This window comes from Endozoicomonas sp. ALE010 (assembly GCF_049310165.1).
GTDB lineage: Bacteria > Pseudomonadota > Gammaproteobacteria > Pseudomonadales > Endozoicomonadaceae > Endozoicomonas.
Map to the genome: position 1 here is coordinate 59,948 of NZ_JBLYNV010000011.1, position 22,041 is coordinate 81,988.

The following is a 22,041-nucleotide window of genomic DNA, read 5'->3' on the forward strand; positions in this document are numbered from 1 at the left end:
GATTCCCGCGCCTGGCGTGGGAATCCCCTTCTTTTTCATCCGTTTACATTCTTCCAGGAGCCGGGTTTGTCACATTCCATTGATGATCTGATTACTTTGATGGCCAGACTCAGAGATAGAGAACATGGTTGTCCATGGGATCTGAAACAGACCTTCGCCACCATTGCCCCCTATACACTGGAAGAGGCCTGCGAAGTTGCCGAAGCCATTGAGCAGGAAGATTACGACAACCTGAAAGAAGAGCTGGGTGACCTGCTGTTTCAGGTGATTTTCCATGCCCAGATGGCCAGAGAAAACGGCTTTTTTGACTTTGCCGACATCAGTGAGGGGATATTGGCAAAATTGCTGCGCCGACATCCCCATGTCTTTCCTGATGGAAGTCTGGAGTCGTTTGCTAGCGGGCAACAGCTGACGCCTGAACAGGTCAAGCAGAAGTGGCAGGAGATAAAGGCCGAAGAAAAAAAACAGAAAGGCCCCAAAAAGAGTCACTCAGCCATGCCTGATGATTTGCCGACAATGCTGCCAACCTTGCAGCGTGCCGAAAAAATTCAGGCAGCAGCGGCCAGAGTGGGTTTTGACTGGCCGGAGCCAGAGCCGGTGTTTGACAAGATTTACGAAGAGCTGGATGAAATCCGTGCCGCCAGAAGTGAAAGTCAGGAGCGTATTTCGGAAGAGGTGGGTGACCTGTTATTTGCCTGTGTCAATCTTGCCCGGCACCTCGGTGTTGATGCCGATATGGCATTGCGTAAGGCCTGCCATAAATTTGATCATCGGTTCCGGAAAATGGAAGCTCTTGCTACCGAACATGAGGAACGTTTTGAACAGCTGACGCTGGAAGAGATGGAGAACTACTGGCAGCAGTGTAAACAATGACTTTGGAGCAGCTGCCTCCGTTGTTAACCGGAGGCACGTTATGTTCTGTCAGTCATTGGATTTTATCATTAGCTGTTCATAGTCGTAGGTCAGGTCGTTCATTTTTTTCAAAATCGATTCAGTTGTTACTGAGACCATGGTGGGAACAAAATGGCCCTGGTGACTGATTTTGAATCCGGCATTGGTAAAGTCCCACTGGCTCTGGACTTTCGCCAGCTTTTGTTTGATATCGCTGGAGTTCAACTCTGATTGACGGAGCGTTGTCAGTGCGCTGCCAAACTCATCAATGGCCAGATCCAAAGATTGATCAACCGACGGATCCTTAACGCCCCATGCCCGGGTAATGTAGAGTTTGGCGATACGCTGACTGAGCATTCGCTGTCGGCCGGAAATATTCACCAGTTGACCGGCTTTATGTCCGGCGTGTTCAGTAATGGTTTTAACCACGGTTTCACTGCGAGCCAGAAGTTCATCACTCAGCGCCAGAATGGTCAACGCTTGTTCGCGCGTTGGGGTCTCAAGGACTTTTAAACGGAACTCCTGCCAGGTGGTGGCGGCATCATTCAAGCTGTTGCGAATCTCATCGTCAGGGGCGTAATCCATAAGTTCAAGAAATTGCTGCTCGAACAGGGCCATACTGGTATCCAGGTCAGCTGTCGCTTGATCCGGATTTACATCGGAGCCAATCATAATGTAACTTTTAGCGATCCTCTGACTGAGCATTCGCTGGCGACCTGCCTTGTTAATGGCTTCTGCATCATTAATGGTTGCCGCTGCAGGCAGCGAAGTTATGACCAGAGTGAACAGGATGCTGAGTAGGCCTGAAATCTTGAAAATCTGATTTAACATATCCGTATCTATGAATTGTTATTGATTTAAAAGGCGGATAATACCTGAAAATTACTTATGATTCGCCTTTCCAAATTTATTGCGGATGCTGGTTATTGCTCACGGCGGCAGGCTTCACGACTGATAGAAAGCGAGTGTGTGCTGGTTAATGGCAGGCCGGGATTGCATATTGATCGAATAGCATCGCTTGCTTCGGGGCGAAGAAATTTCAGGCCTGCTTCGGGCAACGGGCCATCAATAAGAAAGTGTGCCCCTGTTGCCGGTACCGCAGGTAAGGATCCAGGATATCAGAAGGTACACTGGTCGGCTCCGGGCTGAAAAAGCCTGCTCTCTGGTAAAAAAGTTCAAGGTGAGCATAGGGGTAGCACCAGCAGTTGACAGCTTTTAGATCTTTCAGGACTTCGCTCAAAAAGAACGAGCCAATACCCTTTCTTTGGGCATTGCTGGCGACCTGGACGCTTCTCAGCAGATAACCGTCGGATTTTGGACTGGCCCTCAGGCCAGTGATAATGTTTCCCTTTGCGCAGCGGGCTACCCAGACCCGCTCCTCACTCGACGCTTTTCCCTTGTGCCCGTTCTCTTTAAAAAAGCGGTTAACCAGGGGAAAGGCAATTGGGTTGAGTTCCTCAACGGTATGCACAGCATACTTAGTCACGGCTGTTTCCGGATGCTTTCTGGGCGGCTCCCAGAATGCCCCGCAACATATTCAGCTCTTTGGCTTCGGGGCGGGCACGGTTGAACAGGCGACGAAGCCGGGTCATGACCAGCCCCGGGTGCTGTTGAATAATAAAATTGATGTCGGTCAATGTGGTTTCCAGGTGCTCGTAGAACTTTTCCAGCTCCTGATTCAGAGGGTATTCCTGTTCCGGTGTTTCACCATGCCAGTGGTTCTCTTTATTCAGTGACGCCTTGAAGATCTCATAACAGAGAATCTGAATGGCTGAGGCGACATTAAGTACCGGGTACTCCGGGTTCGCATCAATGCTGGTATGGAAGTGGCACTTTTCCAGTTCGCTGTTGGTCAGCCCCATGGTTTCCTGGCCAAATACCAGGGCAACGGGCGATTGGCGGGATTCACAGAGCAGTTTCTCAGCGCACGCTTCAGCCCCGAGCATCGGGCGTGAAAACGAATGGGTGCGTGTTCTGGCACTGGTGCCGATGACCAGGGCGCAATCGGCAATGGCTGCATCCAGTGAGTCAAAGACCCGGGCGTTTTCCAGCACATCCAGGGCACCGGCCGCCATGGAGTCCGCCTCCGGCGCGGGAAATCGTTGCGGTGTCACCAGGCAGAGGTCACTCAGGCCCATGGTTTTCATGGCCCGGGCAGCGGAGCCTATGTTGCCGGGGTGGAAGGTATTGATAAGGATGATGCGAATATTTTGAAGCATGGAGACCAATGGTTGAATAACGGAAGAGGCTGTCCTTTTGGACACTCTTTAGCAAGAGCTGATCCACAAAATAAATTTGACCCGTAATTATAGGGGGCGAAAGTACTTGAAAACCAGTCCTCGTGGTGAGTACCGATCGAGTTATGTACAATGCACCGCAGTGGTCAGTAGTCCGGGAAATACATTGAAAAGATGAGTCAAACTACACAAAAGCAAGCCTATCGCTGGTTGTTACGGCAGATAGGGTCAGCCCGGCATTGGCTACTGATCTCCATGGGCCTGGGTTTGCTCAATGGCGTCTTGCTGATTATGCAGGCTTCAATCATGGCAGGAATGATCCATCAGCTGGTGATGGAGGGGGCCACCCGGGAGATGCTGACGGAGGATTTTTTCCGGGTTCTGGTGTTGGTTGTTGCCCGTGGTGCCTGTACCTGGGGGCGTGAGTTTTGTGGTTTTCGGGCAGGTGCCTGTGTTCGGGTAGAAGTGCGTAAACTATTGCTGGATAAGTTACGTCGCCTTGGGCCGCTGGTGATTGCTGAGCGGCCTGCCGGTAGCTGGTCGGCGATTGTTGTTGAACAGGTGGAAGAGCTTCAGGAATTTATTGCCAAATACCTGCCTCAGATGGCTCTGGCGGTGATGTTACCGGCCATTATGCTGGTGGTTGCTTTCCCACGAAGTTGGGTAGTGGGCATTATTTTTCTGGGAACAGCGCCGCTGATTCCGGTTTTTATGGTTCTGGTAGGAATGAAAGCCGCACAGGCTAACCGGAAAAACTTTCAGGCACTCTCACGCCTGGGGGGCTTCTTTCTGGATCGGCTGCAAGGGTTGGAAACGCTGAAACTCTTTCAGCGAACAAGCTTTGCACAAACACAGTTAGCTGATGCCAGTGAAGACTTTCGGATAAAGACCATGCAGGTACTCCGTCTGGCGTTTCTGTCATCAACGGTGCTGGAGTTTTTTGCTTCGGTGTCCATTGCGCTGGTAGCGGTGTTTCTGGGGATGAGTTTTCTGGGTCATATTACCTTTGGTGGTGAAGTGACACTGTATACCGGGCTGTTTCTGTTACTGCTGGCACCTGAGTATTATCAGCCGCTGCGGGAGCTGGGAACCTATTATCATGCCAGGGCCAAAGCGGTTGGTGCGACGGAAGAGATTCTGGACATATTATCCCGGAAAGAATCGGAGGCACACCATGGCGGGTTGTCTTTGCCAGAGGTAGTGCCGCTGACTCTGGAGGTAAAAGAGCTATCCGTGTCGGCAACCATAAAGTCCACAGTTAACCCGCTGTCGGCAGGTGCTTCAGACAACAAACAGCCACTGTTACTGGATCGTCTGTCGTTTAAGATCGAACCCGGAACCCGGGTCGGTATTATTGGCAGCAGCGGTGCCGGTAAAACAACGCTGATCAATACGCTGATGGGCTTCTGGAACTACCAGGGTGAAATAAAGGCAGGCGGGCAATCGCTGGCGGATACCCGGCTTGACAGTTGGCGTAAAGCGATTGCCTGGTTGGGCCAGCAGCCACTGATTATCCATGGCTCCGTTTATGACAATATTTCCTTTGGACGCGCAGTTTCCCGTGAGCAGTGCCTCGACGCCCTGGCCAGGGCCCAGGGTATGGATATTCTGGCAAACCTGCCGGATGGGCTGGACGGTGTCCTTAAAGAGCAGGGCGGTAACCTGTCGGTTGGTCAGGCCCAGCGGATTGCCCTGGCAAGGGCCCTGGTGTTGCCGGTGCGGTTATTAATTCTGGATGAACCGACAGCCAGCCTGGACTCTGTCAGTGAGAGCCTGGTGCTGGATGCCCTGGATGCCATACCTGACGATTGCACTGTTATCACCATTACCCACCGAATCAGCCAGCTCAAGGCCATGGATCAGATCCTGCTGCTGGAAAAAGGGAGGCTGGTGGCTGACGGCTCTCCGGCAGCGCTGACGAGGGACAGTGCTCCGTATCAGCAGTTTATCAGTATGCATTGTAATCAGGGGAGTCTGGATAATGAATGACCTGTGGCCTTTCCTGAAATTGTACCGTCAGCATCTGGGGATGCTGTCATTGGGAATTCTGCTGGCAATAGTTACCCTGCTGGCGAGCCTCAGCCTGCTCTCACTGTCCGGTTGGTTTATTACCGCCACTGCCATCGCCGGGCTGACCTTTACCACGGCCCAGACCTTTAACTTCTTTACCCCGGGGGCGGGCGTTCGGGGCTTTTCCATTGCCCGTACCGCTGCCCGCTATGCAGAACGTCTGGTTAGCCATGATGCCACGTTCCGACTGTTGTCAGGCCTGCGCAGCTGGTTTTTCAGTAAATTGATTCCGCTCTCCCAGGAGCAGCTCGGACAGTACCGTAAAGGTGAGCTGCTTGATCGGCTGGTGGCTGATATTGATGCCCTGGATCAGCTCTATCTGAGGCTGGTCAGCCCATTGCTGTCTGCTGTGAGTGTTGCTCTGTTGTTTTCACTGTTTATCTCTTTTTTCAGTGTTGCGGTGGCCATGGTGGTGTTGCTGGTGATGATGCTCTGGATTATCTCCATGCCGTTGCTGTTTTATGTCCTGGGTCGCAGGACCGGGGAGTCAATGGGTGTCAGGCAGGCACGTTTGCGTCAGGAGGTACTGGATTATCTGCAGGGTATGGCGGAACAGCAGATCTATGGCAGTGATGCCAGTAGCCGTACCACGATGGCTGAATCGGAACAGAAACTGGTTGCCGACCAGTCCCGCATGGCAGTGATGGAAGGCTTCGGTTCCGCCCTGTTTGTTTCCGGCTCCGGTGCGGCGGCATTACTGGTGTTGTATATCGCCAGTGGTGAGATGAGTGCAGGCCTGTTCAGTGGGCCGGTTATGGTTATGATGGTGTTTGGAATGCTGGCCAGTTTTGAAGCGCTGATGCCATTGCCTGTTGCTTTTCAGTTTCTCAGTCATACACGACAGGCGGCCAGTCGTTTGCGCCAGGTGGTGAAGTCGCCGGTGGTTGTATTTCCAGAAAAGGCAACCGGAGAAGTATTAAAAGGTGAGATTCAGTTTACTGAGGTCTCCTGTAGCTATGTCAATAACAGCGATGCCAATAATCAGCCAGTCATTAATAAGCTGTCACTTCACATTCCTGCAGGCAGCCATATTGCTCTGCTTGGTAAAACCGGATGCGGTAAATCAACGCTGATCAAGTTATTGAACCGTGGATTGGAGCCCTCTGGTGGCAGGATTTTACTGGATGGGCAGCTGATTCAGGAATTGTCAGAACAGGCACTTTACCGGGCCATCACATTTGTTCCCCAGAAAACGCACGTGTTCAGTGCCACGCTCAGGGAGAATCTGCTATTGGCTGCACCAGCAGCAACGGATGCGCAGCTGTTAACCGTTGTTAACGATTCAGGTCTGAATAGGCTTGTTGCTGCCAGGGAGAATAATGGTGATTTGCTGGATGTCTGGCTGGGGCAGGGCGGTATTGCCTTATCCGGTGGAGAGCAGCGTCGTCTGGCCATTGCCCGGGCTTTGCTGAAACCGGCCCCGATACTGGTGATGGATGAGCCGGGGGAAGGGCTGGATGTTCACAGCGAACGGGCATTGATGGATACCGTTTTGGGTCAATTCAAAGACAGTACCATCATTATGATCACCCATAGGCGAACTGCCCTGGGAAAGATGGATCAGGTCTTCCGAATGGAAAATGGCAGTTTGATTAAATGGTAATGACAAACCCTGGTCGATGAGTTTGATGTGTACAATCTCCGCTCACCCTGATGCACGGTCGAAGGGTGATTGGCACAGTATTCAGGGTATTGAGTTTACGCCTTTCGACTCCGCTCAAGACGAACGGAGCTTGGGAGCCAATAAAGGAACCATCAATTACATTGAAACCATGTACTAGCGCTGTGCCGCTTTATGTAGATCTTTTTCAGGCCAATCTTTTATTAAGCTTCTGCGAATATCAGAACGTTCCTGATCACTCAACTGGCAAATATCTTTTCCTGCAATCTGTGAATAGTAATGCCGCATCCAGGTTTTGTTGACCGGATTGGGAATAATAAAATATTTTCTTCCGTACAGGTTTCTGGTTTTTTCAACGGAAGCCCGGTCAAAAGGGGATAACCCTTGCTCTTTTAAATCAAAGTCATCCAGAAGGTCACCGACAAACAGTCTGACATCGTATTTTTTTCCATTGATCCTTCCGGACATAATGGCTTTTCGCTGGTGCTCCTTATCACAGCTTTTTTTATTGACCGGACAATATTTGGAGCGGTTCAGCAAATTGGTCTGAGTAACTTTGGGGAATCCATTGGCAGCCAGTTGTTTTAAGGTGAAGTTTTCTACATCCCCTTTATGACCCGGACGGCCGGAAGAGTGCTCCCGGGCCGTTAGATAAAAGATTTCATAACCCAAGGCTGCCGCTTTGTTTAAAAACTCTCTGGCACCGGGAATGGAGGTGGATTGAAGCTGTTTTTCGTAGTTCCTCATCTTCGCTTCAGGTTCAGGGAATGCTTTGCAAAGAGGTGGGATTAAATGATTCGGAGGGTAGTCTATCAGCGTGCCATCAATATCAACAATAATTGCCCGATCAGTGGCGTAGCGGTTTTCAGGGGCTTCAAGAGCCTTGCTGGCCAGGTTATAAGTTTGAATAGCGGTGGCATTGAAATCAGCAGATTTCCTGACCCAGAGATCGGCCATGATAATATGCTGCCGGTAGCTCTCGGGAATAGGCACTGGTAACTCTGTGTCGTTAACCTGGCGGATGCGAACCCGGTGTTTTTCTGCCGGGCTCAGTGTTCGGTAGTCTTTGCTGATGGCTTCTTCCCAGAATCCATAAACGGTGTTTGGCAGAATAAACCACTGGCTGCCAAGTTTATCCTGATGCTGACTGACCCACTTTTTCTTTTCAGGGTAGAGGCCTTTAACTACCTCACCAAGATCGTCCAGCTGGTCACCAAACAGCATGATCGGGTGGTAGCCCGCTGTTATGATCTGCTGGCGCTTGTCCTCTTTGCTGAGGGTAATGTTTTTTTCTGCCTGGAGAATCACATTTATTTCACTGATGACCGGAAAACCCAATTGCTTCAGTTTATTAATAGTAATGGTTTTTACATCGTTAAAACGGCCGCTGATATAGAAAATTTCAATGCCCAGACTATTGGCTTTTTGCAGGAATTCAACGGACCCTGGCAGTGCTTTCGTCTCTTGATGATTCCACCAGAACCTGGACCGCTCGATACTTCGGGATTCATGGGTGTCAACCATACTGGTAAAATAACGGGTGCCTGATATCAGAGTATCATCAATATCGGTGATTATTGCAGGCTTTTTACCTTCAGGCGTTTTTGTCAAAAGCGCTTCCAGTTGATCGGTTGCGCCGTTAAAACTCTGGTAAAAGTAAGCGCGGTATTCCCCGGAATGCTGTTGCCAGTTTGCGGCAATGATAACTTCGTTGTTTAAAGCTTTCTGATCAACGCTATCAGCAAAGAGGGGCTGTAAGCTGAGTAATGGTGAAAGTAATAGAGCGGCCAAAACTTTCATGTCCATTTTCTTTTCTTTAAAACGTCGAATTTTCATAATTCTGATTGTGATAATTCTATTTGAGATAAGAATGACCGCATCAGAATAGACGAAAAGAAATAAAGTCTATGGAAGTGTTTGTTCTCAGTGTACTGATGAATAAGTTCTTTTTTATTGACAACGCCGTTGAAACAGTTGTTTGAGCCCCGACGTTCAGTCAGGGCCAGTGGCTGCATTGTTACTGCTGGGCATGAAAAGCCAGGCCGTTGATGTCCCGGCTTTCGTCCCCCATCAGGTAAAGGTAAACCGGCATTATGTCTTCCGGTGTGGGGAGTGTTTCCGGGTCTTCTCCCGGAAACGCCGCCGCTCTCATTGAGGTACGGGTGCCACCGGGGTTGATGCTGTTGGCACGCACAGAGCTGATACCGTCTTCCTCATCCGCCACGATTTGCATCAGACCCTCAGTGGCAAATTTTGACACGCTATAGGCTCCCCAGTGCGCCCGTCCCTGGTGACCCACGCCGGACGAGGTAAAAATGATCGACGCCTTTTCTGACAGGCGGAGCAGGGGCAGCAGTTCCCGGGTCATGATAAAGGCTGAATTCAGATTAACCTGCATGATGCGCAGCCAGGTTTCTGTGGGAAACTGGCTGATGGGTTTCAGTTCACCTAAAAGGCTGGCGTTGTGTAACAGACCGTCAAGCCGACCAAATTCGTTCTCAATGGTTTCAGCCAGATTACTGAAATCGATATCACCCGCGCTTTCCAGGTTTAGTGGATAGATGGCTGGTTGCGGCCACTGATTGAGTTCAATTTCATCGTACACCGCTTCCAGTTTTTCAGTGCTTCTGCCCAGCAGAATGACGGTGGCACCGTGGCGGGCATAGGTAAGGGCGGCGACCCGGCCGATACCACTGCCGGCTCCGGTTACCAGTATGACTTTATCCTTCAGCAGGTCTTTCGGAGCCTGGTAGGAAAACATGATGTTACTCCCTGGTTTTTAGTTTGCTGCGCGATTTTCAAACAGCCTCTCAGGCATGGGACCTGTCTTTGATGATTTGCCAGTTGTGCTGTTCAAACCAGCGGTGCAGCTGCTGGACATGGTCGATATTCAGGTCCGCACCCCACTGTGCAGGATCTTCACCCTCAGCAATGTAGCCATAATGCGCGGCAACGGTGATCATGCCTGCTTGTTTTCCAGCTTCGATATCACGAATATGGTCGCCAATATAGACACTGAGCTGCGGTGAACTTCCGGACTGTCGGCAGGCAAGAAAGAGGGCTTCCGGGTCTGGTTTCGGCTTTATGACATCCTCCGGGCAGACAATGGCATGACTTCGTTCCAGCAGGCCAATTTGCCGAATCAATGAGAGGGCATAGGGTCTGGGTTTATTGGTGACAATACCCCAGGCGATATCCCGACGTTCAAGTTCCCCGATCAGTGACAGTATGCCGGGGTAGGGCCGGGCAAATGATGAACGACTGTGGTCCTGGATATGCCGATCATAGTATTGCAGAAACAGGGCCCTTTTCTGTTCCAGCTCATCGCCGGGCGCAAGATTGAAGGCAAGCTTCATCAGCGCCCGTGAGCCGGCAGAAACATTTTGCCGAATCAAATGGCTATCCATTGCCGGGTGCTGGTGATCTGCCAGCATTTGATTCACGGTAATCACAAAATCTTCTGCGGTGTCCAGCAGGGTGCCGTCCAGATCAAAAAAAACGCCTTCAATGGCTTTCATCATCGTTACTCTTGGTTATTCCCGGATGGCAGTGGTTCTCGTTGCCAGAAACTGAGCCATCAGTTAAGGGGTGGCTGACTTTGAGCCATAAATCAGGTAATTGACGTCTACATCCTTCGGGTTAAGCCGGTACACTTTCGTCAATGGATTGTAGGTCATCCCGGTCATGTCATGGATATTCAGTCCCGCTTTTCTCATGTCCCGGGTCAGTTCACTGGGCTTGATAAATTTCTTGTGCTCATGAGTGCCTTTTGGCAGCAGTTTGAGTATGTATTCCGCACCGATAATGGCAAACAGGAATGATTTGGGATTGCGGTTGATAGTGGCAAAAAAGATCTGTCCACCGGGTTTCAGGAGTTTGCTGCAGGCTTTGATGACGGAAGCCGGGTCGGGAACGTGCTCCAGCATTTCCAGGCAGGTCACCACATCGAACTGGCCGGGCATCTCTTCGGCCAGCTCCTCAGCGGTAATTCGGCGATAGTTCACCTCAACACCACTTTCCATGCTGTGCAGGCGGGCAACAGACAGGGGGGCTTCGCCCATATCAATACCAGTGACATGGGCACCCCGTTGCGCCATGGACTCACTCAGAATGCCGCCACCGCAGCCAATATCAATCACTTGTTTTCCGGCCAGTCCAACACGTTCATCAATATAATTCAGACGCAGGGGATTGATCTCATGAAGTGGCCTGAACTCACTGTCCGGGTCCCACCAGCGGCTGGCCAGTTCTTCAAACTTGGCGATTTCTCCGAGGTCCACATTTTGGGCTGAGCGCATGTCGGGCATTGTTCTGATCCGTCAAAGCAGTGTAATTGAGGCAGTCAGGGCTGCCATATCTGCGGATTATACCGTTAATCCTGCAGCCGACCACAGTGTTGAGTTTTGGAGTTGCCCGGGAGTGAAAAATTGAACTTCAGTACTGAATTTAATGTGATTAAGAAGAGATAAGGCTGAACCTTCAAATACAGCCTTTATGTCGCTGTCCGGTGTTTTACTGTTCTGCCAACTGCCTTCAGCACCCACTACATCCAGCCCGGTGCCGAGGCCCCGATAATGGTGGGTGGCACCAGTCGCACGTCATAAACGGCAGTGACCGACCCGGCGATCAGCAGGTGGTTCACCTGCTTCATGGTGAGTCGTACACCTTCTTGTCCGGGCTGACATGGACCTTCACACAAAACTTTTGCTCCAGATCCTCGCCGTCAATCGGGTCATTGATGCTGTCCACTGGCTGTCCCTTATATGTAACGCTGATTGATTTAATAGTCAGTCCAAGGTCCCTTGCAACTCTAACGGTGCTCTTGCCGTTGTCCGTCGTTTCCAGGAAGGCCGTTCGAAAATCATCCGAACGGTAATCTTTTTTATGTTGTATCAGAGTATCGATAGTTTTCTTATTAGTTATCGAATTCCGTTCAATGACCTCCGGCAGCTCCAGTAACAACTCGAGCGTGTCAAAACTCAGCATAAACTGATGGATAATCACATTGCTCATAAAGAAGTCTTTCGCCTTGGCAGCCTCCCCGGTCTTGTGGTTATCTTTAAATGTCCAGAGGTGTTGGGTAAAGTTGTTGACAAAACGATAGTTGGGGCCAGTAGTTTCCGCATCTTTGGTGAAGGTTTGGATGTGAGATCTGGTCAGCTTATCGAGTTTGGAAAATTCAGTGGCATACTTTGCCTTCAAAGTGGATAGCCGGTTTCGTATCTGCTGGTCCCACCAGATTCTGTCACGGTAATCGCCCAGAGTTTGCACGTCAGCCTTCAGAGTTCTCTCAACCATCCGCTCCCTGCGCACCGGTTTTCCGAAGGGATCGTCAAAATGTTTCATCTGAGGTATCAGAGCCCCAAGCTGGTGTTTAAACACCCGGTGCAGTTCCGGCCGCAGGCCCTCCTCCTGCTCTGCCAACCGCACAATCCGTCCGTCCGCCGTCATGCCAAGGGTGTTCAGTGGCTCATTGCCGGGGTTGTCCGCCAGGTAGCGCTCAATGGCCTGTGTTGTTGCTTCAGTCCTTGCTGATGTGGGGTTCATTGGGGATCTCCTTTTCCGGGTGAGGTTCAGTAACGGGGGGCAGTACCTGACTCATCCATGCCATGGGAGATACACCGCCTTGTCCGGGCTGACATGGACTTGCACGTTGAACTCTCCTGAGGCCTGTGGGATGGTAATCTCTCCATCGACCCCCTCAACTGGCCTGGTTTATAAAAAACGTTAAGGCTGTCAATAGTCACCGCTGTTATTTTTTTCATAGGGGGCGAGACGACTGGGGTCCAGCTTTCCGGGATTACCTGGTTTAACCGGTTTAGTCGCTACAACGGCAGGCTCATTTTTTTCATCAGGTGCTGTTTTAGTTGCTTTTGTTTTGTTACTTACCGCCTCAGCATTCTGAAGGGCACGGTCGGCAAGTGCTTTTTTGACATCCTCTTTTACTTCTGTACCATCGTCAATTGCAGAAGCCAGATAATTGACAAGGTTCCTTAATTCGTTTTTGGCTTCGACAGACCATTTATTCTCAAACCATGCCTGCTTTACTTTGCGTGAACAAGCAACTGCCAAGTCTACGTGCTCAGAAACTTTGTTATATACATTCGGGTCTATACCCATTCCACGGAGGAATTCTTCTCCTATCTTCATGGTAACAATCCTTTGTTGAGTTTAAGTATCAAGCGTCAGTGCTTACTTCAAATCTAGTCCGGTTCAGGAAAAAACACAGGTTTACCCAGTTGGTACTTTTTTGACAATTTCCTGAAAGCGGTTGTCCGCCCTGTGCCATTGATGGACCGGCAAAAAACATATTCCCAAAGTGATTGATGTATCTCGCGGATAAGGCATGAATTGTGGTAACATCGCGGTTTTGAAAATCAATTACCTTAGGCGATCATTCCATTGAGATGCTCTGGGAAAGAGCATTTTTTCTGTTTGGATAAGACTTTATTATCGGTGTCCTGGTCCACAGAACTGGGATGGATGCTGACCGCTATCTGTTGGCCGTAAGCAAAAGGACGACTGGGTTTCCATGACTGAAATTGCCAAAGAGATTCTCCCGGTAAATATTGAAGATGAACTCAAGCAGTCCTATCTGGACTACGCCATGAGTGTCATCGTTGGTCGTGCCCTGCCTGATGTACGTGACGGGCTCAAGCCCGTGCACCGGCGCGTACTGTTCGCCATGAGCGAACTGGGCAACGACTGGAACAAACCTTACAAAAAATCTGCCCGTGTGGTCGGGGATGTGATCGGTAAATACCATCCCCACGGCGACTCTGCGGTCTATGACACCATTGTCCGGATGGCGCAGCCATTTTCCCTGCGTTATATGCTGGTTGATGGTCAGGGCAACTTCGGCTCCATTGACGGTGACTCCGCCGCAGCGATGCGTTATACGGAAATCCGGATGGACAAGATTGCCCATCAGTTGCTGGCAGATCTCGACAAGGAAACCGTAGACTATGTGCCTAACTACGATGGCACAGAGCAGATTCCTGCCGTTTTACCCACCCGTGTTCCTAACCTGCTGGTGAATGGCTCGGCCGGTATCGCGGTGGGCATGGCCACCAATATCCCGCCTCACAATATGACCGAGGTGGTGAATGGCTGTCTGGCGCTGCTGGATGATGAAGCGCTGACGGTTGATGACCTGATGGAGTACATCCCGGGTCCTGACTTCCCTACCGCGGCGATTATCAATGGCCGGGCTGGTATCCTTCAGGCCTATCGCTCCGGTCGTGGTCGCATCTACATTCGTGCCAGGGCCGATATCGAGCACGATGAAAAGAAAAATAAAAGCACCATTATTGTCACCGAGATCCCTTATCAGCTGAATAAGGCGCGCCTTATTGAGAAGATTGCCGAGCTGGTAAAAGACCGCAAGATTGAGGGTATTTCCGAGCTGCGCGATGAGTCTGACAAAGATGGCCTGCGTGTGGTGATCGAGCTTCGCCGTGGTGAAAATGCCGAGGTGGTGCTCAATAACCTGTATGCCCAGACCCAGCTTGAGTCCGTGTTCGGTATCAATCTGGTGGCCCTGGTGGATGGTCAGCCTAAACTGCTCAACCTGAAGGAGTTCCTGGAAGCCTTTATCCGTCACCGCCGTGAGGTGGTCACCCGCCGGACCGTTTATGAGCTGAGAAAGGCCCGTGAGCGTGGTCATATTCTGGAAGGTCTGGCCGTTGCCCTGTCCAACATTGATCCGGTTATCCAGCTGATCAAGGACTCGCCAACACCGGCGGAGGCTAAAGAAAAGCTGATTGCCAAGGGTTGGAATCCCGGCCACATGATGGAAATGGCCGAGCGTGCCGGTGCCGATGCCTGTCGTCCGGATGATCTGCCTGAGGCTTATGGTCTCAGGGATGGGCTTTATTACCTGTCTCCGGTTCAGGCTCAGGCCATTCTGGAAATGCGACTGCACCGACTGACCGGTCTTGAGCATGAGAAGCTGCTGTCTGAATATCGTGAGCTGCTGGAGAAAATTGCCGAGCTGATTCTGATCCTCTGTGACCCAATGAAGCTGCGTGCCGTCATCAGGGAAGAGCTTGAGCAGGTTCGGGATGAGTTTGGTGATGAGCGTCGTACCGAGATCACCAGCTCCCGTCGTGACTTGACGGTTGAAGATCTGATTGATGAGGAGGATATGGTGGTCACCCTGTCCCACGGTGGCTATGCCAAGACCACGCCCCTGGATACCTATCAGGCACAGCGTCGTGGTGGTCGTGGCAAGTCAGCGGCTTCCGTTAAGGAAGAGGACTATGTCGAGCACATGCTGGTGGCTAACACCCATACCCAGATCCTCTGCTTCTCCAGCAAGGGTAAGGTCTATTGGTTGAAGGTCTATCAGATCCCCCAGGCTGGCAGAACCTCCCGTGGTCGACCGATCGTTAATATTCTGCCGTTGGAGCAGAATGAGAAAATCACCGCCATGCTGCCGGTGGAAGAGTTTACCGAAGGCCATTTCGTCTTTATGGCGACGCTCAATGGTACGGTGAAGAAGACACCTCTGGAGCAGTTTGCCCGCCCACGCTCTTCCGGCCTGATCGCCCTGGGTCTGGATGAAGGAGATACCCTGGTGGGGGCTGAAATTACTACCGGAGAAAAGCAGGTAATGCTGCTGTCTAATGGTGGTAAGGCGGTTCGTTTCGAGGAGACTGACGTTCGTGCCATGGGCCGGACAGCCCGTGGTGTTCGTGGTATGAAGCTGCCTGAAGGTCAGCGGATTATCTCTCTGATTATTCCGGAGGAAGATACCCAGATTCTGACGGCCAGTGCCAAAGGTTACGGTAAACGAACTGCCGTCGATGAGTTCCGACTCACCAGCCGTGGTGGTCAGGGGGTTATCTCCATGCAGTGCACGGAGCGTAACGGTGAAATCGTAGGTGCTATCCAGGTGAAGAGTGGCGAGCAGATTATGCTGATTTCTGACCAGGGAACACTGGTTAGAACCGGGGTTGATGGCGTCTCTTCACTGAGTCGTAATACTCAGGGGGTTACGCTGATCCGTGTCTCTGACGGTGAAAAACTGGTGGGTGTTGCCCGCGTTGAGGAGCCTGAGGCTGTGGATGCGCCTGAGCTTGAGACTGAAGGGCAGGATGATCCCATTGCCAGCGAAGGGACGGTAGAATCCTGATAGTTTGAAAAACGCCAGCCCAGTGCTGGCGTTTTTCATCATGATACAGTTACTCACCCGGAGTCAGAGAGTTTGTCGGTAATGACCGGGGTAAACCGCCGTTTAGTGGCGAGGGAGTCATTGTGAAGCCTTGTGTAACAGATGGTGTAAATGATGTTCTGGCGCAGCTGGATAATCGGGTTTATAACTTTTCAGCCGGACCTGCACCGATTCCCTATGAGGTGCTGCAGCAGGCCCGGGATGAGATGATGAACTGGCAGGATGTGGGCGCTTCGGTGATGGAAGTGAGCCATCGGGGCAAGGAGTTTCTCGCGGTTGCCCATGGGGCCGAAAAAGACCTGCGTGATCTGTTGATGATCCCTGATAACTACAAGGTGCTTTTTCTGCAAGGGGGAGCCCGGGGGCAGTTTGCGGCGGTGCCACTGAACCTTAAGGGAGACAAGGTTTTTGCTGACTATGTCAACAGTGGTTACTGGGCCCAGTCAGCTATTAAAGAAGCCCAGCGCTACCTGGATGTGAATATTGTTGCTGATGGCAAGGACAGGGGCTTTAATGCGATGCCTGCCGAAGACCAGTGGCGGATAAGTAAAGATGCCGCTTATTTGCACTACACGCCCAATGAGACCATCGGTGGTCTTGAGTTTTCATTTATACCGGAGTCGGGTGATGTGCCGCTGGTTGCGGATATGTCTTCCAATATCTTGTCCGGCCCGCTGGATGTCAGCAAGTTTGGTGTTATTTATGCCGGTGCCCAGAAGAATATTGGTCCGGCCGGTCTTACCGTGGTGATTGTTCGTGAAGACCTGTTGGAGCGTGGTTCCCTGATGTGCCCTGCGGTGCTGGACTATAAGCTGCAAGCGGGCAATGATTCCATGTACAACACGCCACCAACCTTTGCCTGGTATCTTGCCGGTCTGGTCTTTAAATGGCTGAAAAAACAGGGTGGGCTTGCAGCGATCAATGCGCTCAATGAGCGCAAGGCCAACAAGCTGTATGCTCAGATTGATGGCTCCGGTTTTTATCAGAACCCGGTGGACCCAAAGTGGCGCTCCCGCATGAATGTGCCGTTTACACTGATCAACCCGGAGCTGGATGCAACGTTCCTTGCCGAGTCCGAACAGGCAGGCTTTCGTTATCTGAAAGGGCACAAGGCAGTAGGCGGTATGCGGGCAAGTATCTATAATGCAGTGCCAGAGCAGCATGTGGCTGCTCTTATTGACTTCATGAAAGAATTTGAACGGCGGTATGGATAATGGCAGAAGAGAAGTTGGGGCAGTTGCGAATTCAAATTGATTCGCTGGATCAGCAAATCCTTGATCTGATCAGCGAACGTGCGCGATGTGCCCGGGAAGTGGCCCGTGTAAAAACAGAAGCTGACCCCTCTGCTGTGTTTTACCGACCTGAGCGCGAAGCCCAGGTACTTCGTAATATCATGAAGAAAAATGACGGGCCTTTGAATGACGAAGAGATGGCCCGTCTGTTTCGTGAAATCATGTCCGCCTGTCTGGCGTTGGAAGAGCCGGTCAAGGTGGCTTTTCTGGGGCCGGAAGGCACATTTACCCAGCAGGCTTCCCTGAAGCACTTTGGCCACTCTGCGGTTTGCGTGCCCATGGCGGCCATTGATGAGGTATTCCGGGAAGTGGCTGCCGGTGCGGTCAACTATGGTGTGGTGCCGGTGGAAAACTCCACGGAAGGTGTGGTCAGTCATACCCTGGACAGCTTTCTGGACTCTTCACTGAAGATCTGTGGTGAAGTGGTACTGCGCATCCATCAACACATGATGATTTCAGAAAACACCCGGCGGGATCATATTACCCGGATCTACTCCCATGCCCAGTCGTTTGCCCAGTGTCGCAAGTGGCTGGACTCCCACTGGCCCATGGCCGAGCGGGTAGCGGTCAGCTCCAACGCAGAAGCAGCGAAGCGGGTCAAGGGTGAGTGGAATTCTGCGGCCATTGCCGGTGATATGGCGGCAGAAATGTATGGTCTGGAAAAAATTGCCGAGAAAATTGAAGACCGTCCTGATAACTCAACCCGGTTTTTGATCATTGGCAATCAGCCGGTTCCACCCAGTGGTGATGACAAAACGTCAGTGGTCATCAGTATGCGCAACCAGCCGGGTGCGCTCCATGCGATTCTTGAGCCTTTCCATGTGCACAATATCGACCTGACACGGGTTGAGACCCGCCCATCCAGAACCGGCATCTGGAACTATGTGTTTTTTGTGGATTTTGAAGGTCATCAGGATGACCCTGTTGTTGGCAAGGTGCTGGAGAAGCTGGGTGAGCGTGCCAATGATCTCCGTGTGCTTGGTTCTTACCCCAAGGGTGTTCTCTGATCGTTGTTGAATTAAGCGGGCAGGAATGATGGCGGTTAAATGCCCAAGGCTCATGACCGGTGATGAGCCTTATAAGCTAACTTTTCTACCACCCTGCACAATGAATATGCTTGCGGTCAAAGTGCAGGGCAAGTTGCTACCTGCCTTACTTGGGGATTTCCACGGGAGGCATTTCCGGCCTACATCCAGAACTCTAGTTCCATCTGATTATAACGATTGTAACCAGACAGAATTTTTTCCAACTCTTTTTGATCAACTGTGTTGAGCAACTTGAGTGCAGATTGTGCCTGTTCCATGGCGTTAGCAATGTCCACTGGTAATTCTTTTTCAGGCGCAGCTGACAGATGCTCCGGAAAATAATGCAGTGCTATCTGATCATCAAAATTGTGCAATACCCGAAAGAGGTGACCTGTTTCTACGCCCCTCTTACCCAGTTCCGCAAGTTTATGGGACAGGTAACAGGCTGCAATGCTCTGCTTCGTTTGCTTAACCTCATTATTTTTATCTCTGGTCTTTTGGTCCATTTCCCGTAACTCATCCACGGGTAATCCCATGGCTAAACCAATCAAAAACCAGTTATGGCTCAATGGTAAACGGCGCAGAAAATCCGGGGTTAGCGGTAGTGAACTGGTCGTGGTGACAGAGCTGTCATCATCCTGGCGATAGAGTGGTTTGATGACAGGGGGCTGCTCAGAACCGGGCTCCAGAACGGGCTCCAGAAATAAAGACAATTTCTTTCTGTTAATTGCAATGTAGCGATTTAACTTTCCTTCCAGTCTGGGTCCTGCAGCTTCGCGTAGAGCATATAAGATATGTGCCGGAGTCAGCAGCCCGGGCTGACAATGAGTTGCTGCAAGCAGTAGTTCGTATATCTGATCATGGTCGGCTTCATCAACAAATGATTCCTTGAGAATGCTCTGGATTATTGGCAATGACACCCCAAGGGCATTACCAATGGCGTCAGCAGGTATCTTGATCTTTGCAATTCCGTTAGCCAAACAAAGCATTTGTCTAGACAAATTGCCTTCATTTACAAGGCTAAAAGTCACTGGATGACCTCTTAAGGCCTCAATGAAACGATGTGCACAACGGATGGCCATAATCTCAGGGTGGCTCATTATTTTTACCAGCTCATTTGTGGTCATGACCCCCCCTTGTTTGTCCAGAATCCTCTTCATCAAAATCATGGTTGAAAATCGGTTGACTCTTTTTGGGATAGATTGCAGATCCTGATCCATCATCAGTTCCGGATATCCGGCCGCAAAGGCAATTGTTGCCTTCGGAACTGTGCAAACCTGATAGTCATCTTTTTTGACGATCTTATGTAACTTGAAGAAATCCAGCTGATAATCCAGCTCAGCATTGGCATCAACAGTCTCTACAAAGGGAGGCGATTGAGTCCCGAGCCGACTCTGGTCAAATACAATACCAAAATCTTTACAGTGCAAATTAACCAGATCAAATCTTGAAATACCCAACAGCATTGTATGCAGTTTTTTATGGGTTATCAGCAGTTTTTCCATGATTGCTTTATCTTGTCGATTGACGACAGGCAGGGATAAATAGTTAGCCTGTGCATATTGCTGATGACTTGCAGTTTCTAAAATGTTGGCAATATCGGCTATTGGAAATCCCAGATATATGGCAAACAGTACCTGGTCCTCGGGTGATATGCCCCGGGTAAATTTATCGCCCAAATTATTCCAGTATACAGTGCCGTCCAGTGGTGTGTCAGGCAACCGGGAATATTCAGTGCCGGAGATGACACTCCGTTCAAGCATCGGGGCGACGTTGTTTGCATTAACAATGGAAGGCTCTGTTTTTACTGACTTCGGGGGGGGCGATTCAGTAGCTGGATTGACAGTGGGTGGCCTTTTCAATGATTTGAAAGTAATTCGACTTGTTGCAACTGTGCTCATCATAGCGTTGAGAAATTTTATGCTTTCCGAACCGAAATAAGGAACAACCCGGGCCATTAATTGTCCCTGTCTGGTGGCTTTAGCGATCTTCCCGGGTAATTTTTTTTCAGGTTGGTCATCCGCATGCTTTGGAAAGTAAGCCAGTGTTGCCTGATCATCCAGAATCTTCAGTGCCTGGTAAAGATGACCTGTTTCCAACCTCTTTAGAACCAGTGTTCGGGATAATTCCGGAGCTGCAAGGCTCAGCCTTTTTTTGTCTGGCGCACCGTTTTCAAAGATCGTTCTGGAACCAATCCTTTCCAGCTCATCCCCTGACAGCCCCATGGTTAAACCAATCAAAAACCAGTTATGGCTTAATGGCAGGTTACGCAAAAAATCCAGGGTCAACGGTTGCGAACTGACAATCCCGTTAGAGTTGTCATCTTCCGGCCGATAGAGTGGTTTGAGTTCAGGTAACTCTTCAGGAGTGAATTCGTTTAGCCAGGGTAAACATGTATTCCTTTTGTCTGATTTTTTATCCTTTTCTATCCATTTTTCTAACTCTTCGCGACAACCACTGGCACTGCCTGCTTCCCGCAGTGCATGGATAATGTGCCCGGGTGTGAGTCGGGGTGAGCAAAGGATTGCTTGATTGAATAAATCATCGAACATTTCTTGATTGCTTACCAAGTTATAATCTCTATCAACAATTTTCTGGATGATATGCAACGGTACCCCCAGTGCCCGGCCCAAATGTTCAGCGTTTATCCCAAGCACTGAAACCTGGAATGTCAGATCGACAATCTGCTTATTCCAGCTTAAGTTATGGCTGCGGAAAAAAGGTATGGTGTTGCCTTTCAGCGATTCAATGAGGCGGTACGCGCAGCTGATAATCATAATCTCAGGATTGTGCATTATTTTAACTATTTCATTTGTGGTAATGCTCCCACCGTGTTTATCCAGGATTTTCTTAAACAGGAGTGTGTTTACATAAAAGTTTGCTACGTCAAAGCATTGTTTAATATCCTGATCATCCATCAGGTCCGGGTATCCGGCAGCATAGGCTAATGTTGCCGTCGGAATATTATAAAAAAAAGGGCGTTTTTCTATTTGAAAGATCTTGATCAGCTTGAAAATATTCAGCTTGTGATTTAGCGCAGCATCATTATCTGCAGCCTGTACACAGGCAGGCCAGTCAGACAGGAACTGACTCTGGTCAATGGCAACACCCGACTTTTCACAATACAATTTCACCAGTTCTGGTCTTGAGGTATTCGCCAGCACTATGAGCCATTGTTCATAGGTTAACTTATGATTTTCCAGAGTTAAAAAATCTTCCAGCAGATGAAAAGGTGTAGTTGCATCATGCTGATTCGGAAATTTTTGCTCGAGTTTAAATAATTGATTTAACGGAAGATCCAGATAAATAGCGAACACATACACATTGAAGAACGTTAGGCTTTCTCTGATTTGCTGGTCCAACTCTCCCCATTTGACAAAGTCACCCGGTTGTTTTGCAGGCAGTGGGTCAGAGGCAAAGCCGGATTCAAGACTCCGTGCAGATATGGCAATTGCAGATGTTGATGATGCTGGCTCAATGGGTTCAGAGCCGCCCCCGGCAACGGCGACACGCTTTCCGGCAAAAGGGGAAATTGACGAATAACGGCTTGATGGCCCGTGGTCTGCCAATCCCGGGAGCCTGGCAGGTGGATCAGATGGAGGGATCGGTTGATGACCGGTTGAATTAATCATGAAACTGTCTCCAAAATTTTCATTGTTCAATGTCCAGCGGCACACGGCTGTTAATAGGGATTGGTAATCCGTGTTTTCGGTCACCCTGCATAATGAAT

Annotated in this window: 17 protein-coding genes; 7 read left to right on the forward strand and 10 right to left on the reverse strand. The window is 50.3% G+C overall.

Annotated elements, in window-relative coordinates:
* Positions 1–66: 66 nt before the first annotated feature.
* Positions 67–873: a nucleoside triphosphate pyrophosphohydrolase gene (mazG, locus tag ACO6UY_RS07120; protein ID WP_422489481.1), complete on the forward strand. Its 807-nt coding sequence runs from the start codon at positions 67–69 to the stop codon at positions 871–873.
* Positions 874–921: 48 nt separating this feature from the next.
* Here mazG and ACO6UY_RS07125 read toward each other — a convergent pair whose 3' ends face one another.
* Positions 922–1,722 (reverse strand): type IV pili methyl-accepting chemotaxis transducer N-terminal domain-containing protein, encoded by an 801-nt coding sequence (locus ACO6UY_RS07125; RefSeq protein ID WP_422489483.1) that lies wholly within the window; start codon positions 1,720–1,722, stop codon positions 922–924.
* Positions 1,723–1,779: 57 nt separating this feature from the next.
* Between ACO6UY_RS07125 and ACO6UY_RS07130 the strand changes: the two genes are divergently transcribed.
* On the forward strand, positions 1,780–2,040 hold the full coding sequence (locus ACO6UY_RS07130) for a S4 domain-containing protein (protein WP_422489485.1): 261 nt from the start codon (positions 1,780–1,782) through the stop codon (positions 2,038–2,040).
* Here ACO6UY_RS07130 and ACO6UY_RS07135 read toward each other — a convergent pair.
* Entirely contained in the window at positions 1,931–2,377 is a 447-nt protein-coding gene (locus ACO6UY_RS07135; RefSeq protein ID WP_422489487.1) for a GNAT family N-acetyltransferase, read from the reverse strand. The two genes, ACO6UY_RS07130 and ACO6UY_RS07135, sit on opposite strands and share 110 nt — an antisense overlap.
* On the reverse strand, positions 2,370–3,110 hold the full coding sequence (trmJ, locus tag ACO6UY_RS07140) for a tRNA (cytosine(32)/uridine(32)-2'-O)-methyltransferase TrmJ (RefSeq protein ID WP_422489489.1): 741 nt from the start codon (positions 3,108–3,110) through the stop codon (positions 2,370–2,372). Before trmJ ends, ACO6UY_RS07135 begins: the two co-directional genes overlap by 8 nt.
* A gap of 192 nt (positions 3,111–3,302) precedes the next feature.
* Between trmJ and cydD the strand changes: the two genes are divergently transcribed.
* Together cydD and cydC are read left to right on the forward strand one after the other, a co-directional pair.
* A complete protein-coding gene (gene cydD, locus ACO6UY_RS07145) occupies positions 3,303–5,117 on the forward strand; it encodes a heme ABC transporter permease/ATP-binding protein CydD (RefSeq protein ID WP_422489491.1) in 1,815 nt (604 codons plus the stop codon).
* Positions 5,110–6,801, forward strand: a complete 1,692-nt coding sequence (gene cydC / locus ACO6UY_RS07150) for a heme ABC transporter ATP-binding protein/permease CydC (protein ID WP_422489493.1) — start codon at positions 5,110–5,112, stop codon at positions 6,799–6,801. Before cydD ends, cydC begins: the two co-directional genes overlap by 8 nt.
* A gap of 174 nt (positions 6,802–6,975) precedes the next feature.
* On the opposite strand, the gene ACO6UY_RS07155 is transcribed toward cydC, so the two are convergent.
* The 6 genes from ACO6UY_RS07155 to ACO6UY_RS07180 form a co-directional block, all read right to left on the reverse strand.
* Complete coding sequence (locus tag ACO6UY_RS07155; RefSeq protein WP_422460790.1) at positions 6,976–8,625, reverse strand: HAD family acid phosphatase; 1,650 nt, start codon at positions 8,623–8,625, stop codon at positions 6,976–6,978.
* 211 nt (positions 8,626–8,836) lie between these two features.
* On the reverse strand, positions 8,837–9,580 hold the full coding sequence (locus ACO6UY_RS07160) for a YciK family oxidoreductase (RefSeq protein WP_422448322.1): 744 nt from the start codon (positions 9,578–9,580) through the stop codon (positions 8,837–8,839).
* Between the two features lie 49 nt (positions 9,581–9,629).
* Positions 9,630–10,340: an HAD family hydrolase gene (locus ACO6UY_RS07165; protein WP_422448320.1), complete on the reverse strand. Its 711-nt coding sequence runs from the start codon at positions 10,338–10,340 to the stop codon at positions 9,630–9,632.
* Positions 10,341–10,400: 60 nt separating this feature from the next.
* Positions 10,401–11,117, reverse strand: coding sequence for a bifunctional 2-polyprenyl-6-hydroxyphenol methylase/3-demethylubiquinol 3-O-methyltransferase UbiG (gene ubiG, locus ACO6UY_RS07170; protein WP_422449556.1), 717 nt, complete (start codon positions 11,115–11,117; stop codon positions 10,401–10,403).
* Positions 11,118–11,466: 349 nt separating this feature from the next.
* Positions 11,467–12,366: a hypothetical protein gene (locus ACO6UY_RS07175; RefSeq protein WP_422448318.1), complete on the reverse strand. Its 900-nt coding sequence runs from the start codon at positions 12,364–12,366 to the stop codon at positions 11,467–11,469.
* Between the two features lie 189 nt (positions 12,367–12,555).
* Entirely contained in the window at positions 12,556–12,969 is a 414-nt protein-coding gene (locus tag ACO6UY_RS07180) for a hypothetical protein (protein ID WP_422489495.1), read from the reverse strand.
* Positions 12,970–13,351: 382 nt separating this feature from the next.
* Between ACO6UY_RS07180 and gyrA the strand changes: the two genes are divergently transcribed.
* The 3 genes from gyrA (at position 13,352) to pheA (ending at position 18,293) form a co-directional block, all read left to right on the forward strand.
* Complete coding sequence (gene gyrA / locus ACO6UY_RS07185; RefSeq protein ID WP_269673938.1) at positions 13,352–15,955, forward strand: DNA gyrase subunit A; 2,604 nt, start codon at positions 13,352–13,354, stop codon at positions 15,953–15,955.
* Between the two features lie 122 nt (positions 15,956–16,077).
* Entirely contained in the window at positions 16,078–17,208 is a 1,131-nt protein-coding gene (gene serC / locus ACO6UY_RS07190; RefSeq protein ID WP_422489497.1) for a 3-phosphoserine/phosphohydroxythreonine transaminase, read from the forward strand.
* Positions 17,208–18,293, forward strand: a complete 1,086-nt coding sequence (gene pheA / locus ACO6UY_RS07195; RefSeq protein ID WP_422448311.1) for a prephenate dehydratase — start codon at positions 17,208–17,210, stop codon at positions 18,291–18,293. Before serC ends, pheA begins: the two co-directional genes overlap by 1 nt.
* 179 nt (positions 18,294–18,472) lie before the next feature.
* Here the strand turns inward: pheA and ACO6UY_RS07200 are convergent, their stop codons facing one another.
* Complete coding sequence (locus ACO6UY_RS07200) at positions 18,473–21,943, reverse strand: hypothetical protein (RefSeq protein WP_422489499.1); 3,471 nt, start codon at positions 21,941–21,943, stop codon at positions 18,473–18,475.
* Positions 21,944–22,041: the final 98 nt, after the last annotated feature.